This window comes from Pseudomonas sp. TE6288 (genome assembly GCF_054062095.1).
In genome coordinates this window covers 38600-53869 of the sequence record NZ_JBSSEW010000002.1, presented here as the reverse complement: position 1 = coordinate 53869, position 15270 = coordinate 38600, and the positions used below count along the sequence as shown (strand labels likewise).

Annotated in this window: 16 protein-coding genes and 1 other RNA gene; 7 read left to right on the top strand and 10 right to left on the bottom strand. The window is 66.5% G+C overall.

Translation table 11 applies throughout. From position 1 onward, the window contains the following. Positions 1–103: 103 nt before the first annotated feature. Both ACVWY1_RS02000 and ACVWY1_RS01995 read right to left on the bottom strand, forming a co-directional pair. The gene (locus ACVWY1_RS02000) at positions 104–1345 is read right to left on the bottom strand and encodes an SfnB family sulfur acquisition oxidoreductase (protein WP_139674426.1); all 1242 of its coding nucleotides are present in this window, start codon (positions 1343–1345) and stop codon (positions 104–106) included. Positions 1346–1595: 250 nt separating this feature from the next. Beyond that, a complete protein-coding gene (locus ACVWY1_RS01995) occupies positions 1596–2576 on the bottom strand; it encodes an NADPH:quinone oxidoreductase family protein (protein ID WP_277502311.1) in 981 nt (326 codons plus the stop codon). A gap of 157 nt (positions 2577–2733) precedes the next feature. Here ACVWY1_RS01995 and ACVWY1_RS01990 point away from each other — a divergent pair, with 157 nt between their 5' ends. Then, the gene (locus ACVWY1_RS01990; protein WP_046853718.1) at positions 2734–3135 is read left to right on the top strand and encodes a flagellar basal body-associated protein FliL; all 402 of its coding nucleotides are present in this window, start codon (positions 2734–2736) and stop codon (positions 3133–3135) included. On the opposite strand, the gene ACVWY1_RS01985 is transcribed toward ACVWY1_RS01990, so the two are convergent. The 4 genes from ACVWY1_RS01985 to ACVWY1_RS01970 all read right to left on the bottom strand — a co-directional run bounded on the left by ACVWY1_RS01985 (position 3136) and on the right by ACVWY1_RS01970 (position 8469). After that, a complete protein-coding gene (locus ACVWY1_RS01985; RefSeq protein ID WP_102683480.1) occupies positions 3136–4245 on the bottom strand; it encodes an ABC transporter permease in 1110 nt (369 codons plus the stop codon). A 1-nt stretch (position 4246) separates the two neighbouring features. Beyond that, positions 4247–6970, bottom strand: coding sequence for a ribosome-associated ATPase/putative transporter RbbA (gene rbbA, locus ACVWY1_RS01980; RefSeq protein WP_457377725.1), 2724 nt, complete (start codon positions 6968–6970; stop codon positions 4247–4249). Further along, positions 6967–7926 (bottom strand): HlyD family secretion protein, encoded by a 960-nt coding sequence (locus ACVWY1_RS01975; RefSeq protein ID WP_046853721.1) that lies wholly within the window; start codon positions 7924–7926, stop codon positions 6967–6969. The genes rbbA and ACVWY1_RS01975 overlap by 4 nt, the downstream gene beginning before the upstream one ends. Before the next feature lie 93 nt (positions 7927–8019). Then, entirely contained in the window at positions 8020–8469 is a 450-nt protein-coding gene (locus ACVWY1_RS01970) for an EVE domain-containing protein (protein WP_046853722.1), read from the bottom strand. A 176-nt stretch (positions 8470–8645) separates the two neighbouring features. Between ACVWY1_RS01970 and ACVWY1_RS01965 the strand changes: the two genes are divergently transcribed. After that, a complete protein-coding gene (locus ACVWY1_RS01965; protein ID WP_457377724.1) occupies positions 8646–8801 on the top strand; it encodes a hypothetical protein in 156 nt (51 codons plus the stop codon). Positions 8802–8809: 8 nt separating this feature from the next. Here ACVWY1_RS01965 and ACVWY1_RS01960 read toward each other — a convergent pair whose 3' ends face one another. The 4 genes from ACVWY1_RS01960 to ACVWY1_RS01945 form a co-directional block, all read right to left on the bottom strand. Continuing rightward, positions 8810–9418, bottom strand: a complete 609-nt coding sequence (locus ACVWY1_RS01960; protein WP_457377723.1) for a 5-formyltetrahydrofolate cyclo-ligase — start codon at positions 9416–9418, stop codon at positions 8810–8812. 61 nt (positions 9419–9479) lie between these two features. Then, positions 9480–9659, bottom strand: a non-coding RNA gene (ssrS, locus tag ACVWY1_RS01955) — 6S RNA. A 17-nt stretch (positions 9660–9676) separates the two neighbouring features. Further along, positions 9677–9994 (bottom strand): cell division protein ZapA, encoded by a 318-nt coding sequence (locus tag ACVWY1_RS01950; protein WP_023631617.1) that lies wholly within the window; start codon positions 9992–9994, stop codon positions 9677–9679. Beyond that, complete coding sequence (locus ACVWY1_RS01945; protein ID WP_023631616.1) at positions 9991–10200, bottom strand: TIGR02449 family protein; 210 nt, start codon at positions 10198–10200, stop codon at positions 9991–9993. Before ACVWY1_RS01945 ends, ACVWY1_RS01950 begins: the two co-directional genes overlap by 4 nt. A 146-nt stretch (positions 10201–10346) precedes the next feature. Here ACVWY1_RS01945 and ACVWY1_RS01940 point away from each other — a divergent pair, with 146 nt between their 5' ends. From ACVWY1_RS01940 to ACVWY1_RS01920, 5 genes are read left to right on the top strand one after another with little or no spacing between them, the layout of a single operon-like run. Beyond that, positions 10347–10901, top strand: a complete 555-nt coding sequence (locus tag ACVWY1_RS01940; protein ID WP_038707024.1) for a YecA/YgfB family protein — start codon at positions 10347–10349, stop codon at positions 10899–10901. Positions 10902–10922: 21 nt separating this feature from the next. Then, positions 10923–12257 carry a Xaa-Pro aminopeptidase gene (gene pepP, locus ACVWY1_RS01935; RefSeq protein WP_102685065.1) on the top strand — a complete coding sequence of 445 codons (1335 nt, stop codon included), beginning with the start codon at positions 10923–10925 and terminating at the stop codon, positions 12255–12257. Continuing rightward, on the top strand, positions 12254–13453 hold the full coding sequence (gene ubiH, locus ACVWY1_RS01930) for a 2-octaprenyl-6-methoxyphenyl hydroxylase (protein ID WP_457377722.1): 1200 nt from the start codon (positions 12254–12256) through the stop codon (positions 13451–13453). Before pepP ends, ubiH begins: the two co-directional genes overlap by 4 nt. Beyond that, positions 13450–13932, top strand: a complete 483-nt coding sequence (locus ACVWY1_RS01925; RefSeq protein ID WP_110697164.1) for a DUF4442 domain-containing protein — start codon at positions 13450–13452, stop codon at positions 13930–13932. Before ubiH ends, ACVWY1_RS01925 begins: the two co-directional genes overlap by 4 nt. A 9-nt stretch (positions 13933–13941) precedes the next feature. After that, positions 13942–15159, top strand: coding sequence for a 2-octaprenyl-3-methyl-6-methoxy-1,4-benzoquinol hydroxylase (locus ACVWY1_RS01920; protein ID WP_277505517.1), 1218 nt, complete (start codon positions 13942–13944; stop codon positions 15157–15159). The last annotated feature ends 111 nt before the right edge of the window (positions 15160–15270 follow it).

Sequence of the window (15270 nt, the reverse complement as noted above, 5' to 3'; positions counted from 1 at the left end):
CCCTTTCGCCGGCAAGCCGGCTCCCACAGTGAGGCTTCACAGGAATCCTTGTGGGAGCCGGCTTGCCGGCGAAAGGGCTGCACCACAGCCCCTGGGCCGTGAATCAGATCCAGGAATGGCGGGCAGGCAGGGTGCCGTTGAGGTGGTAGGCGCCGACGGCGTGGTACTTCCAACGCACCGGATCGTGCAGGGTGTGGACCCGGGCGTTGCGCCAGTGCCGGTCGAGGTTGAACTCGGCCAGGCTGGCGCGGCTGCCGGCCAGCTCGAACAGCTTCTCGCTGGCCTGCAGCGAAATCTCGGTAGTGAGCACCTTGGCTTCGGCCACGGCGATCGAGGCACGGGCCGCGGCGGCGGCATCGATCTCGCCGGCGTTCACTTCGTCGAGCACCCTGGCGGCCTTGCGCAGCAGGGCCTCGGCGGCGTGCAGTTCGAGCTTCAGGCGGCCGATGTCGGCAATCACATAGGGGTCGTCGCTGTTGCGTTCGACCTTGGCCTCGATCCAGGGCCGGGACTTCTCCCGCACGAACTGGATCGTGTCCTCGATGGCCGCTTCGGCGATGCCGGCGTCGATGGCCGCCTGGATCAGCTGCGAGGCGGCGCCCTGGATGCTGGGCTCTTCACGCAGGCGCCAGTTGTCCACCACCAGGTCGGCTTCCACCGGCACCTGGTCGAGCAGCACGGTGCCGCTGGCGGTGGTGCGCTGACCGAAGCCGGACCAGTCGTCGACGATGCGCAGCCCCGGGCTGCCGCGACGGACGAAGGCCAGGCGTTGCCGGCCGTCATCGTCCAGGGCTTTTACCGCTACCCAGTGGGCGTACAGGGCGCCGGTGGAGTAGAACTTCTCGCCACTGATGCGATAGCCGTCGCCCTCGCGGGTAATGCGTGCCTTGAGTGTCAGGGTGTCCTTGGTCCCGCGCTCGGGGCCGGCATTGCCGATGCGCCAGCCGTCGAGCACGGCGCGGAAGATCGCTTCCTGCTGCGCCTGGGTGGCGGTAAGGCGCACCAGTTGCAGGATGCCGAACTGGTTCTGCGGAATCTGCCCCAGCGCCGGGTCGGCGGCACTGATCAGGCGGAACACTTCGGCGATGGTTTCGAACGAGACCTCGGGGCCGCCGAACGCCTTGGGCACGCTGATGCTGCCCAGGCCGCTGCGGGTGAACTGTTCGATCTCGGCCCAGGGCAGCTTGCGCTGCTGGTCACGTTTGGCGGCCTGCTGGCGGGCCACCTCGGCCAGTTCGCGGGCGGCCTGCAGGGCCTCTTCGTCGTTGCGCAGCACCTTGGCCGGCAGCAGCAGCGGCGAGCTGTCGTGATCGCTGTGGAATCGGGTAGTTGGTTGGCTGGACATCAGTACCGCTCCTTGGCTGCACTCAATGCCCTGGCGTTATGCACTGGGGTGATTGTGATCCTGACCATTCCTAACCTCACAAAGTTGAAAGCGTCGCCTCAGCTGATGGCGACAGACGTTTGCTGGTCCGGTGGTCCGGTTGATATACCCTATTCGTTTATAAAAAGTTTATGAACTACCGTTTAGGAATATGAATAGAAGAACTGCGGGGTCGGCCCTGTCACTGTGAGCCAGCGACAGGGCAGAAAGGTCAGCGCTGAACCGTTACCACCAGCTTGCCCGCTGCCTGGCGTTGCGCCAGACGTTCGATCGCGGCGCCGCCCTCGGCCAGCGGGTAGGTCTGCGACACCAGCGGTTTCAGCTTGCCCTCGGCATGCCAGGCGAACAGCTGGCGGAAGTTGGCGGCGTTGTCCTCCGGCTGGCGCTGGGCAAAGGCGCCCCAGAACACCCCGACCACCGCCGCGCCCTTGAGCAGCGCCAGGTTCACCGGCAACTGCGGGATCGTCCCACTGGCGAACCCCACCACCAGCAACCGGCCGTTCCACGCCAGCCCGCGCACAGCCTGGTCGAACAACTCGCCACCGACCGGATCGTAGATCACATCCACGCCCTGACCGCCGGTCAGGCGCTTGATCTCGTCCTTGAGGCTGGCCTGGCTGTAGTCGACCAGCTCGTCGGCGCCGGCCGCCTTGGCGATCGCCAGCTTCTCGGCACTGCTGGTCGCCGCAATCACCCGTGCCCCGAGGGCCTTGCCGATTTCCACTGCCGCCAGCCCCACGCCACCCGAGGCGCCGAGCACCAGCAGGGTTTCACCGGCCTTGAGCTGACCGCGCTGGGTGAGGGCGTGCATCGAGGTGCCGTAGGTCATGCCGAACGCGGCGGCAGTGGTGAAGTCCATGTCCGCCGGCATCGGCAGCACGTTGTAGAACGGTACCGCCACTTGCTCGGCGAAAGCGCCCCAGCCGGTCAGGGCCATGACCCGGTCGCCAACCTTGAACGCGCCGGCTTTCTCGCCGACCGCGGCTACCACGCCGGCGGCTTCCGCCCCCGGTGAGAACGGCAACGGTGGCTTGAACTGGTACTTGCCCTCGATGATCAGGGTGTCGGGGAAGTTGACCCCTGCGGCGTGCACGTCGAGGAGGATCTCGTTCTTCTTCGGCACGGGGCTGGCGACCTCTTCCAGGACCAGGTCCCGCGCTGGGCCCAGGGCTTTGCACAACAAGGCTTTCATCAGGGCTATTCCTTTGCGTGTGGTGGCCGATAAGTGTAGGAGGGCCGCCCCGAGGGTCAACGAGCATGGTCGGCCCTGATGAGCCGGCATAAGCCCGGGCTTGGGTTTGGCCGGCGCGCTGGGTAAGCTGGCGGCAACTGTAATGAGGAGCGAATTCGTGAAAGCGTGGATCTTGATGGTGCTGGCCCTGATGCTGCCGGCGGCGGCCATGGCCGAGGAAAAGGAAGGCGAGCCCAAGGTCGCCTATATCAGCCTCAGCCCGCCCTTCGTTGGCAACTACGCCCTCGACGGCGGCCCCAAGCTGCGCGTGTACAAGGCCGACGTCGCCCTGCGCGTGACCGGGGATGCCGCCGCCACGGCGGTCAAGCACCACGAACCGCTGATCCGCAACCAGCTGGTGGCGCTGTTCACCCAGCAGGGCGTGGACAACATGAGCAACGTCGAGGCCAAGGAAAAGCTGCGCCAGGAAGCCCTGAAACAGGTGCAGCAGGTGATGGAGTCCGAAGAGGGTAAGCCGATCGTCGAGGACCTGCTGTTCAACAACCTGATCGTGCAGTGATCAGGCGGCGAGGCTGCGGCGAAAGCGCGCCAGGGCCACGCCGAAGAATATCAGGCCAATCGCGGCCAGCGCCGCGACGTCCGGCCAGACCACGCTCAGTCCGGCGTCGCGGAACAGGATCGCCGCGCCGAGGCTGACGAAATGGGTCGAGGGCGAGCCCTGCATGACCCACTGCAGCCACTGCGGCATGCTGTCCAGCGGCGTGCTGCCTCCCGACAGCAGCAGCATCGGGATGATCACCGGGATCGCCAGCAGGCCGAACTGCGGTGTCGAGCGCGCCAGGGTGGCGAGGAAGATGCCCAGTGCCGTGCTGGCGAACAGGTACAGCGCAGTCACCCCCAGGAACAGCCCCATGGAGCCCGCCAGCGGCACGCCCAGGGCGCCCTTGACCACCACTTCCAGCGAAATCCAGGTACAGGCCACCACCACCAGGGCGTTGCTGGCGATCTTCGCCAGCATGATTTCCAGTGCCGTCAGCGGCAGCACCAACAGATGGTCGAGGGTGCCGTGCTCACGCTCGCGCAGCAACGCGGTGCCGGTGAGGATGATGGCCAGGATGGTGATGTTGTTGACGATCTGGATCACCGCCAGGAACCAGCCGCCTTCGAGGTTGGGGTTGAACAGGGCTTTCGGGTTGAGCAGGGCAGGGCTGCTGGTGCTGCGGCCTGCGTACTCCAGCAGTTCGCGTTCGAAGATCCGCCCGATGTAGCCGGCGCCCATGAAGGCCTGGCTCATGGCCGTGGCATCGACGTTGACCTGCAGCTCCGGTGAGCGCCCGGCCAGCAGGTCGGCCTGGAAGTTCACCGGCACGTTGATCACGAAGGTGTACTGGCCGCTGTCCATGGCCTGGTCCAGGCGATCCGCCGGCAGTGCCACGGCGGGCTGGAATTCGGGCGGTTGCAGCGACTCGGCGAGCTTGCGCGAGATGGCGCCGTGGTCTTCGTCGACCACTGCGACACTGGCATTGTGCACGCCTATCACCGAGCCTGCGGCGGGCATGTAGATCGCCACGCTGAAGGCGTACAGCAGGAACAGCAGCAACACGCTGTCATGGCGCAGGCTGGTGAGCTCCTTCAGGCCCAGGCGCAAGGTATGGGAGAGCCGGCTCATCTCAGGCCTCCTGCTTTTTCAGCATGATCAGGCTCAGCCCGGTGAAGGTGGCGAAGAAGCCCAGCAACGCCAGGCACTGCGGCCACAGCTCGCGCAGGCCCAGGGCTTTGGTGAAGGTGCCGACGGCGATGTCGAGGAAATAGCCGGCCGGGAACAGCTGGCCCATCAGCGCCGCCGCACCCTCCAGCGACGAGCGCGGCACGATCAGCCCGGAGAACTGGATGGTTGGCAGGCTGGTGATGATCAGGGTGCCGAGGATCGCGGCGATCTGCGTGCGGGTGAACGCCGAGATCAGCAGGCCCAGGCTGGTGGTCGCCAGCAGGTAGGCCAGGCCGCCGCAGGCCAGGGCCAGCGGGCTGCCCTTGAGCGGCACGCCGAATAGCCAGCGGTTCATCGCCACCAGCAGCGCCAGGTTGACCAGGCTCACCGCGAGGTACGGCGCCTGCTTGCCGAGCAGGAACTCCAGGCGGGTCAGGGGCGTGGCGTAGAAGTTGGTGATCGAGCCCAGTTCCTTTTCCCGCACGATGCCCAGCGCGGTAAGCATGGCCGGGATGAAGGCCAGGATCAGCGCCATGACGCCGGGGCCGATGGCGTTCACGCTGACCACGTCCTGGTTGTAGCGAAAGCGCGTTTCCAGGCGCACCGGCTGCTGGCGCGAGACTGGGTTCGGGCCGAGGGCCGCGAGCTGTTCAAGGTTGGCCTGGTGCACGGCCTCGACATAGTTGCGGCTGGTCTCGGCGCGAAACGGCATGCCACCGTCAAGCCAGGCCGCAACCACCGGCTGGCGCCCGGCGTGCAGGTCGCGGCCAAAGCCCGGCGGGATTTCCAGGGCCAGCTTGATCTCCGAGCGCTGCAAGCGCTGGTGCAGCTGGCGGGCATCGCGGATCGGCGGCCGCTCGGCGAAATAGCGCGAGCCACGGAAGGCCTCCAGGTAGGCGCGGCTCTGCGGGCTCTGGTCCTGGTCATAGACGGCGAAGGCGAGGTTTTCCACATCCAGCGAGATGCCATAGCCGAAGATCACCATCATGAACAATGCCCCTGCCAGGGCGAAGGCCAGGCGCACCTTGTCGCGCAGCAGCTCTTTGCCTTCGCGGCTGGCGACGGCCAGCAGGCGGCGCAGACTGAATGCCTGGCGCAGAGCAGGCGCTGGGGCAGCGGCCTGCTCCAGCGTGGCGTCGGCTTGGGTCTGGGTGGGCGCGTCCTGGGCCTGTTCGAGGCAACGCACGAAAGCGTCTTCCAGGGTGTCGCCGCCGAACTGGATTTGCAGGGCCTGCGGTGTGTCGCAGGCCAGCACCCGGCCGGCATGCATCAGCGAGATGCGGTCGCAGCGCAGGGCCTCGTTCATGAAGTGGGTGGACAGGAAGATGGTCACGCCCTGCTCGCGGGACAACTCCACCAGCAGCCGCCAGAAGTCGTCGCGGGCCGCCGGATCGACGCCCGAGGTCGGTTCATCGAGGATCAGCACTTCCGGGCGGTGCAGCACCGCCACGGCCAGCGACAGGCGTTGGCGCAGGCCCAGGGGCAGGGCACCGGAAGGCTGGTCGGCGATGGCGCCAAGGTCGAAGCGCTCGATGAGTTCGGCGATGCGCGGCGCGCTGTCGGCCTTGGCCAGGTCGAATAGACGAGCGTGCAACTCGAGGTTCTGCCGGGCGCTCAGCTCGCCGTACAGGGAATAACTCTGGGACATGAAACCGACCCGCTTGCGCGTGGCCAGGTCACCGGCATCCACCGGGCGCCCGAGCAGGCTGGCGCTGCCTTCGCTGGCCGGCATCAGCCCGGTGAGCACCTTCATGGTGGTGGTCTTGCCGCAGCCGTTGGAACCTAGGAAGCCGAAAATCTCGCCGCGACCGATGGCGAAGCTGACCTTGTTCACCGCAGTGAAGTCGCCGAAGCGCAAGGTCAGGTCGTGGGCCTCGATGGCGATCGGCCCGTCGTCGGCCTGGCGTGGTGGAATGCGCAGGGGCTCGGGTTGCTCGCGGCCGGCGCCCTGGAAGTGGGTGAAGGCATCGTCGAGCTTGCCACTGGGCGTGGTCGCAGCCAGCTCACGGCTCAGGCCTGCAGCCAGCAGGCGACCGGCATCAAGCATCAGGCAGTGTTCGAACTGCTCTGCTTCCTCCATGTAGGCGGTGGCCACCAGCAGGGTCAGCTGCGGACGCTGGGCGCGCACCTGTTCGACCAGTTCCCAGAAGCGCCGCCGCGACAGCGGGTCGACGCCGGTGGTCGGCTCGTCGAGGATCAGCAGGTCCGGCTCGTGGATCAGTGCGCAGCACAATCCCAGCTTCTGCTTCATGCCGCCCGACAGCTTGCCAGCCGGGCGCTCGGCGAAACGTTCGAGGTCGGTGGCGCGCAGCAGGCTGGCCATGCGTTGCTCGCATTCGGCGCGGCCGAGGCCGAACAGGGTGGCAAAGAAGCGGATGTTCTCGCGGATCGACAGCTCCGGGTACAGGTTGTTGCCCAAGCCCTGGGGCATGAATGCGACCTTGGGGTACAGCGCGGTGCGGTGGCGGCGTTGGCGGATCGAGCCGCCGAGCACCTGCAACTCACCCTGTTGCAGGCGCTTGACCCCGGCAATCAGCCCGAGCAGGGTCGACTTGCCGGCGCCATCCGGGCCGATCAGGCCGCAGCGGGTGCCGGCCGGCAGGCTGAACGCGAGAGGGTGCAGGGCCTGCAGATCGCCATAGCAGTGGCTGACGCCGTCGGCCTGCAGCGCTGTCGCCGCGTTCATTGCAGGTTGGCCGGCCAGCCCACGTCGGCGGTGCGCACATAACCGGCGCCGGGCATGCCCGGCTTGGCCTGGGGCACGGCGCTCGGTTCGGTCAGGCGCAGCTTGACCCGGAACACCAGCTTTTGACGTTCGTCACGGGTCTCGACCTGTTTCGGGGTGAACTGCGCCTTGGCCGCGACAAAGGCGATCTTCGCCGGCAGGGCCTGCTCGGGCAGGGCGTCGAGCACGATCCGCGCCTGGTCGCCCACGGTCAGCCGGCCGGTGGTGGCGGCGGGCAGGTAGAGGTTCATGTACTGGTCGCTGGGATCGATCAGCATCAGCACCCGGCCACCGGCACCGAGCACCTCGCCGGGCTCGGCCAGGCGCAGCTGGATGATGCCGTCGATGGGGGCGCGCAGGCTGCTGTCGTCGATCTCGCTGGTGAGCTGGGCCACCTGTGCCTCGGCGGCGCCGATGGCGGCCTTGATTGCCGCCAGCTGGGCGCGGGCGGCGACCACGGCTGAGGTGGCGGTGTCGTAGCGTGCCTGTTGCTGGTCGAGCAGTTGCTGGCTGGCGAACTTGCGCTGGTAGATTTCGCGCACGCGCTTGAGCTCCTGGCTGGCCAGCAGCAGTTCGCTCTGGCGCAGTTGCACGCTGGCCTGGGCAGCGGCGTAGTTCTCGCGGGCGCGCAGTACCTCGGCCTCGGCCTGGCTGCGCTGGGCCTCCATGGTGCGGGTGTCGATGCGGGCGAGCAGTTGGCCGCGGGTGACCTTGTCGCCTTCATCGACCAGCACCTCGGCCAGGCGCCCGGGGACCTTGCTGGCGATCTGCACTTCGGTGGATTCGAGGCGCCCGTTGCCCATGCTCAGGCCTTCGGGCAGGCGGTCGTGAAGGGACTTCCAGTAACCCAGCCCGCCTGCCGCCAGCAACAGCAATACAAGGGCGGAGGCGAAGATTCTGGGGGCTTTTCGATTCATCGGTCTGCATCCTGCGGCTTGCACGCCTTATCCTGGCGCGACGCGCATCCTGGCGCGTTGATATTGATCAAACCCCTGACAATAGACGCACAATCAGCTCAGCGCGAGGATCGCGGCCCATTGTTCGGCGGTCACCGGCATCACCGACAGGCGGCTGCCCTTTTGCACCAGTGGCAGTTCCTCCAGTGCCGCCTGCTGCTTGAGCAGGCCCAGGCCGAGTACCTGTCGGAAGGTCTGCACATGCTCGACATCCACCGCGCTCCACGGGTTCTTCTCGGCGCTGGCCTTGGCGTCGTGGTAGTGGCTTTGCGGGTCGAGGGCAGTCGGGTCCGGGTAGGCCGCGGCGCTGATCCGGGCAATGCCGGCGATCCCTGGTTGCGGGCAGCTGGAGTGATAGAAGAAGAACTCGTCGCCTACGCTCATGGCCCGCAGGAAATTGCGCGCCTGGTAGTTGCGTACTCCGTCCCAACGGGCGCTGCCCAGGCGTGCCAAGGCTTCGATGGAGAGCTCGTCGGGCTCGGATTTCATCAGCCAGTAGGCCATGGATGCTGCTCCTGAAAGAGTTTGAAATAACTCGTTGCATGAAACCGACAGTCGGTTGGCGTCAACGTTTGCCTAGCGACTCATGTTGTCGGAAAATGCGCCGATTTTAAGCTATACGCTCCGGCAGCCATCAAGAAAGCCGCCGAGCCTGGACAGTTGTTCTTGGGGGGCAATCAATGAAACAACGTAAACCGGACCTGCTCTGGATCCTGGCCTTCATCTTCGGCCTGGGCGTGGTCACCACCGGTTACGCGCAAGGTTTGTGGGAGCGCAAGCTCGATGCCGCCTATCAGCAGGCGCCCGTCGATCCGGCGCAGCAACAGCAACGCTGATCGCGGGTTCATTTCGCCGCCAGGTACCAACCACGGTCTGACACCGTGCCTTGCAACGGTACATCCCAGCTTGCCTGGTTGAGCCGCTCCACCTTCTGGCATTCATGCGCCAGCCCCAGCAGCAATGGTTTTTTCCAGGCCTTGCGCCGGCCCTGGTAGGCCAGGCTGCGGTCATAGAAGCCCCCGCCCATGCCCAGGCGCCCCCCCCTCTCATCGAAACCGACCAGCGGCAGCAGGATCAGGTCCAGCGCCCAGATCGGCCGTTGACGTTTGCGCTCCACCACCGGCTCCGCGATGCCGAACCGGTTGGGGCGCAGCTTCTCGCCTGGCTCGAAACGCTGGAACACCATGCGCGTGGCGGGCCAGGCGTGCAGCACCGGCAGGTAGACAAACTTGCCGCGTCTGTGCGCTTCACGCAGCAGCAGGCGCGGGTCGATCTCGCCATCATTGGGCAGGTACAGGGCGATATGCCGGGCGCGGCGGAACAGTGGATGCTGCGCCAACTGGCGATAGAGGCCCTCGGCGGCCTGGCGTTGCTGGACGGGTGTGAGGGCGCGGCGGGCGTTGCGCAGGAGGCGGCGAAGCTGGGGGCGGGTGAGCGGCGCGGTGTCGGTCATGGCACGGGCGATCCCTGAAGAAACGAAAAGCCCGCCGTTGGAGGCGGGCAGTTCTGAAAGCAGGCTCCCCGACAAGACCGCTATCGGTGTAGCCCTTGAACCCGAAAGTTCAAGGTGGAGATTGCAGGGGGCGTTAAGGCTTTCCGTCGGGCGGACATGCACACCGGCCCCAGCGTGCAACCCCCGTGGTTGTGCGTATCGGCTCAGGGACATAACCGACTGGCGCATCCCCCAGGGAGTGGCGCCAGTATACCAATCTCAGTCGCTTTTGCTAACCGGATCGTCGGAGAGCGCCTGGTCGACCCGCTCCAGCAGGTCACGCACCTGTTCGCGGGTGGTGCCGCCGCTGGCCACTTCGGGACGTTCCTGACGGTGCAGCAGCTCATGGGTGATGTTCAGCGCGGCCATCACGGCGATACGGTCGGCGCCGATCACCTTGCCGCTGCTGCGGATCTCGCGCATCTTGCCATCCAGGTAACGGGCGGCACCGACCAGGTTGTTGCGCTCCTCGGGCGGGCAGATGATCGAGTATTCCTTGTCGAGGATCTGGACGGTGACGCTATTGCTTGAACTCATGAGTCTTGCTCCAGGGCCTTGAGGCGCAGGATCATCGATTCGATCTTGCGTTTGGCGATCTCGTTCTTTTCGATCAGGTGGGCGCGCTCCTCGCGCCAGGATCGTTCCTGAGCTACTAAGAGTGCGTTTTGCCGCTTTAGTTGCTCGACCCGTTCGATCAGCAACTCGAACCGGCTCATCAGCGCTTGCAGGTCGTTCTCTTGCATGGATTGCACTCGATTCCTTGACTCGCCTGGCGATCATGCCTGCCCCAAGGGCGCGACGGCCAGTGCCGATGGTCTTGGCGCGCCTGCCGGTGCTAGGATACAAGGTCTCCATTCTAGTCATTGCGCCGTCTGGCGCCTAGCTGCCCATGCCCAATACCCAATCGCCCTACATTGCCTTCGCCATGTTGCTTTCGAGCAATGGCCACCCAGTCACCCCCGCCGAGCTGCATGGCCTGCTGATCGGCCGCAGCTGCGCCGGCGCCGGCTTCGATGCCGATGCCTGGCTGGCCGACGCCGCCCAGCTGCTCGAGACCGAGCCCGGTGACACTGTCCGCAACGCCCTGGTCGGCCTGCAAGAGATGGTCAAGGCCGAGCTGACCGGCGACGACGTCGCCATCGTCCTGCTGTTGCCTTCCGATGATGCCGCACTCAGCGACCGCGCCACCGCGCTGGGCCAGTGGTGCCAGGGCTTCATCACCGGTTTCGGCCTGAACGCCGGTGGCAAGGACTTGTCCACCGATGCCAAGGAAGTGCTCCAGGACCTGGTGGCCATCTCGCAGGTCCAGGAAGCGCTGGAAGAATCCGAGGACGGCGAAAGCGACTACATGGAAGTCATGGAGTACCTGCGCGTCGCCCCGCTGCTGCTGTACACCGAGCTGGCCAAGCCCGAAGCGCCCGCGCCAAAGCCATCGCTGCACTGATCTGATCGGGGTCGTTTGCCCATGAGCCACATACCCAAGGCGGAGTACGCCCGTCGGCGCAAGGCGCTGATGGCGCAGATGGTCCCCAACAGCATCGCCATCCTGCCCGCCGCCGCAGTCGCCATTCGTAACCGCGACGTCGAGCATGTCTATCGCCAGGACAGCGATTTCCAGTACCTGAGCGGCTTCCCCGAACCCGAGGCGGTGATCGCGCTGATCCCGGGCCGCGAGCATGGCGAGTACGTGCTGTTCTGCCGCGAGCGCAATCCAGAGCGCGAGCAGTGGGACGGCCTGCGGGCCGGCCAGGAAGGCGCGGTGAGTGATTTCGGCGCCGACGATGCCTTCCCCATCAGCGATATCGACGAGATCCTGCCGGGCCTGATCGAGGGCCGCGAGCGGGTCTACAGCAACATGGGCGGCAATCCCGAATTCGACCGCCGGCTGATGGAGTGGATCAATGTGATCCGCTCCAAGGCGCGCCTGGGCGCCCAGCCGCCGAACGAGTTCGTTGCCCTGGATCATCTGCTGCACGACATGCGCCTGTATAAATCGGCGGCGGAAGTGAAGGTCATGCGCGAGGCCGCGGCGATCTCCGCCCGTGCCCATGTGCGCGCCATGCAGGCCTGCCGTGCAGGGCTGCATGAGTACAGCCTGGAAGCCGAACTGGACTACGAGTTCCGCAAGGGTGGGGCGAAGATGCCGGCCTACGGCTCGATCGTCGCCGCCGGGCGCAATGGCTGCATCCTGCACTATCAGCAGAATGATGCGCCGCTCAAGGACGGTGACCTGGTGCTGATCGACGCCGGTTGCGAGATCGACTGCTACGCCAGCGACATCACCCGCACCTTCCCGGTCAGCGGGCGCTTCTCGCCCGAGCAGAAAGCCATCTACGAGCTGGTGCTCGCGGCCCAGGCCGCGGCGTTCGCCGAGATCGCCCCGGGCAAGCACTGGAACCATGCCCACGAGGCGACCGTGCGGGTGATCACCGAAGGGCTGGTGGCGCTGGGCCTGCTCAAGGGCGAGGTGCAGGCGCTGATCGACAGCGAGGCCTACCGTGCCTTCTACATGCACCGCGCCGGGCACTGGCTGGGCATGGATGTGCACGACGTGGGCGAATACAAGGTCGGTGGCCAGTGGCGCGTGCTCGAGCCGGGCATGGCGTTGACCGTCGAACCGGGCATCTATATCGCGGCCGACAACCAGGCCGTGGCGAAGAAATGGCGCGGCATCGGCGTAAGGATCGAGGACGACGTGGTGGTAACCAGACAAGGCTGTGAAATCCTCACTTCAGGCGTGCCGCGCACGGTCGCCGAGATCGAGGCGCTGATGCACGAAGCCCGCAAGGACGCCGCATGAACCGGGTCAACCTGGCGATCATCGGTGGCGGCCTGGTGGGCGCCAGCCTGGCCCTGACGCTGCAGGCCGCGGCCAAGGCGCGTGGCTGGACGATCCTGCTGATCGAGCCGTTCGCTCCGGGCGACAGCTTCCAGCCCAGCTACGACGCGCGTTCTTCGGCGCTGTCCTACGGCACCCGGCAGATCTACGAGCGGCTGGGGTTGTGGCAGGCCATCAGCCGCCGCGCCGAGCCGATCCGGCAGATCCAGGTGTCCGACCGTGGCCGCTTCGGCGCCACGCGCCTGGATGCGCTGGAGGAAGGCGTGCCGGCACTTGGCTATGTGGTGGAGAACGCCTGGCTCGGCCAGTGCCTGTGGCAGGCCATCGACAACGAGGTGGTCAGCTGGCGCTGCCCGGCGCAAGTGCAGGCGATGCAGGCCATCGCCGGTGGCTATCGGCTGCAGCTTGACGACGACACCACGCTGGAATGCGACCTGGCGGTGCTGGCCGATGGTGGCCGTTCGGGCCTGCGCGAGCAGTTGGGCATCCATGTACGCCACACGCCGTATGACCAGAGCGCGCTGATCGCCAACATCACCCCAGGCGAGGCCCATGCCGGGCAGGCGTTCGAGCGCTTCACCGAGCAAGGCCCGATGGCCTTACTGCCGCTGGCGGACAACCGCTGCGCGCTGGTATGGACCCGTCAGGGGATGGACGCCAAACGCCTGGCCGAGCTCGACGAGCGCAGCTTCCTGCGCGAGCTGCAGGAAGCCTTTGGCTACCGCCTCGGTGCCCTGCGCCAGGTCGGAGCCCGCCATCTCTACCCGCTGGCGCTGGTGGAGGCCGAGGAGCAGGTGCGCCCGCACCTGGTGGTGCTGGGCAATGCCGCCCATAGCCTGCACCCTATAGCAGGCCAAGGCTTCAACCTGTCGCTGCGTGATGTGCAGTCGCTGGCGGATGCGCTACTGGCCGGCCCGGCGCTGCCGGGCGATCTCGCCACGTTGCAGGCCTATCACCAGCGCCAGCGCCTCGACCAGGCCCTGACCATCGGCTTCTCTGACCAGGTCACCCGTGTGTTCGGCAGCAGCCAGCCGCTGCTGGCGGCCGGGCGCAACATCGGCCTGCTCGGGCTGGACCTGCTGCCACCGGCGAAAAGCTGGTTCGCCCGCCAGGCCATGGGCCTCGGCACTCGCCCCGATCCGCGGGGCCACCCATGAGCGCTGCGCGCCGGCTCGCACGGCGAGCGCGGATGCTGCGCTGGTTGCTGAACGTCTACCCGCCGTACCTGGGTGCCGGCATCCACATCCAGGAAATCAGCCCGGACATGCGCAGCGTCAAGGTGCGCATGAAGCTGACGCGGTGGAATCGCAACTACGTCGGCACCCAGTTCGGCGGCAGCCTGTACGCGATGGTCGACCCGTTCTACATGCTGCTGCTGATCGAGCAACTGGGGCGCGAGTACATCGTCTGGGACAAGGCCGCCTCCATCGATTTCATCTCGCCGGGCAAGGGCCCGGTGTATGCCCAGTTCCACGTCGACGACGCGCTGCTCGACGAGATCCGCCAGCAGACCGCCAGCGGCAAGAAGTACCTGCCGCGGTTGCAGGTGGAGATCCGCGATGGCGCCGGCGAGCTGGTGGCGCGGGTCGACAAAACTTTATACGTGCGGCTCAAGCCGCAAGCGAGGCAGGCGTAAGGCATGGAAATGCGCGCAGATCTGTTGATTGTCGGTGCCGGCATGGTCGGCAGCGCCCTGGCCCTGGCCTTGCGCCACAGTGGCCTGGAGGTGCTCCTGCTCGACGGCGGTCCTTTGTCGGTCAAGCCGTTTGACGGCGAGGCGCCTTTCGAACCCAGGGTCAGTGCCCTGTCGGCCGCCAGCCAGCGCATTCTCGAGCGCCTGGGAGCCTGGGAGGGCATCGCCCGGCGCCGGGTTTCGCCCTACTCGGACATGCACGTCTGGGATGGCAGCGGCACCGGCGAGATTCATTTTTCTGCGGCCAGCGTGCACGCCGAGGTGCTGGGGCATATCGTCGAGAATCGCGTGGTCCAGGACGGCCTGCTGGAGCGTCTGCACGACAGCGATGTCGGGCTGCTGGCCAATGCCCGCCTGGAGCAGTTGCGCCGCTCCGGCGACGAATGGCTGGTGACCTTGGCCGATGGTCGCAAGCTGCGCGCGCCGCTGGTGGTCGCCGCTGATGGCGCCAACTCGGCGGTGCGTCGCCTGGCGGGCTGCCAAACACGCGAATGGGATTACCTGCACCACGCTATCGTCACCAGCGTGCGTTGTAGCGAGGCGCACCGCGCCACGGCCTGGCAACGCTTTACGGATGAAGGCCCGCTGGCGTTCCTGCCGCTGTCGCGTGATGGCCGCCAGGACTGGTGTTCGATTGTCTGGTCGACCACGCCGGAGCAGGCCGAGCAGGCCATGGCGCTGGACGACGTGGCGTTCCGCAAGGCGCTTGAGCGTGCCTTCGAAGGCCGCCTGGGTGACGTGCTCGAGGCTGATCCGCGGGTCTGCGTGCCGCTGCGCCAGCGCCATGCCAAGCGTTATGTCGATGAAGGGCTGGCGCTGATCGGTGACGCCGCCCACACCATCCATCCGCTGGCGGGGCAGGGGGTCAACCTGGGCTTCCTCGATGCCGCCGTGCTGGCCGAAGAGCTGGTACGTGCCAGCGAGCGCGGCGAGCGCCTGGCCGATGTGAAGGTGCTGAGCCGTTTTGAACGACGGCGCATGCCGCACAACCTGGCGCTGATGGCGGCGATGGAAGGCTTCGAGCGGTTGTTCCAGGCCAACCCGTTGCCGCTGCGCTGGTTACGCAACAGTGGGCTGAAACTGGTGGAGCAGATGCCGGAGGCCAAGGCGCTGTTCGTGCGCCAGGCATTGGGGTTGTCCGGGGACCTGCCGGAGTTGGCCAAGGCCTGAGGGTCGCTGGGGCTGCGCAGCAGCCCCTTGCAACATCCGGTAACGGCTAAGCAGATGAGCGGGAAAATGGGATTCACTACCATTTGCACCTCTCAACCCAGCGAGGAGTAC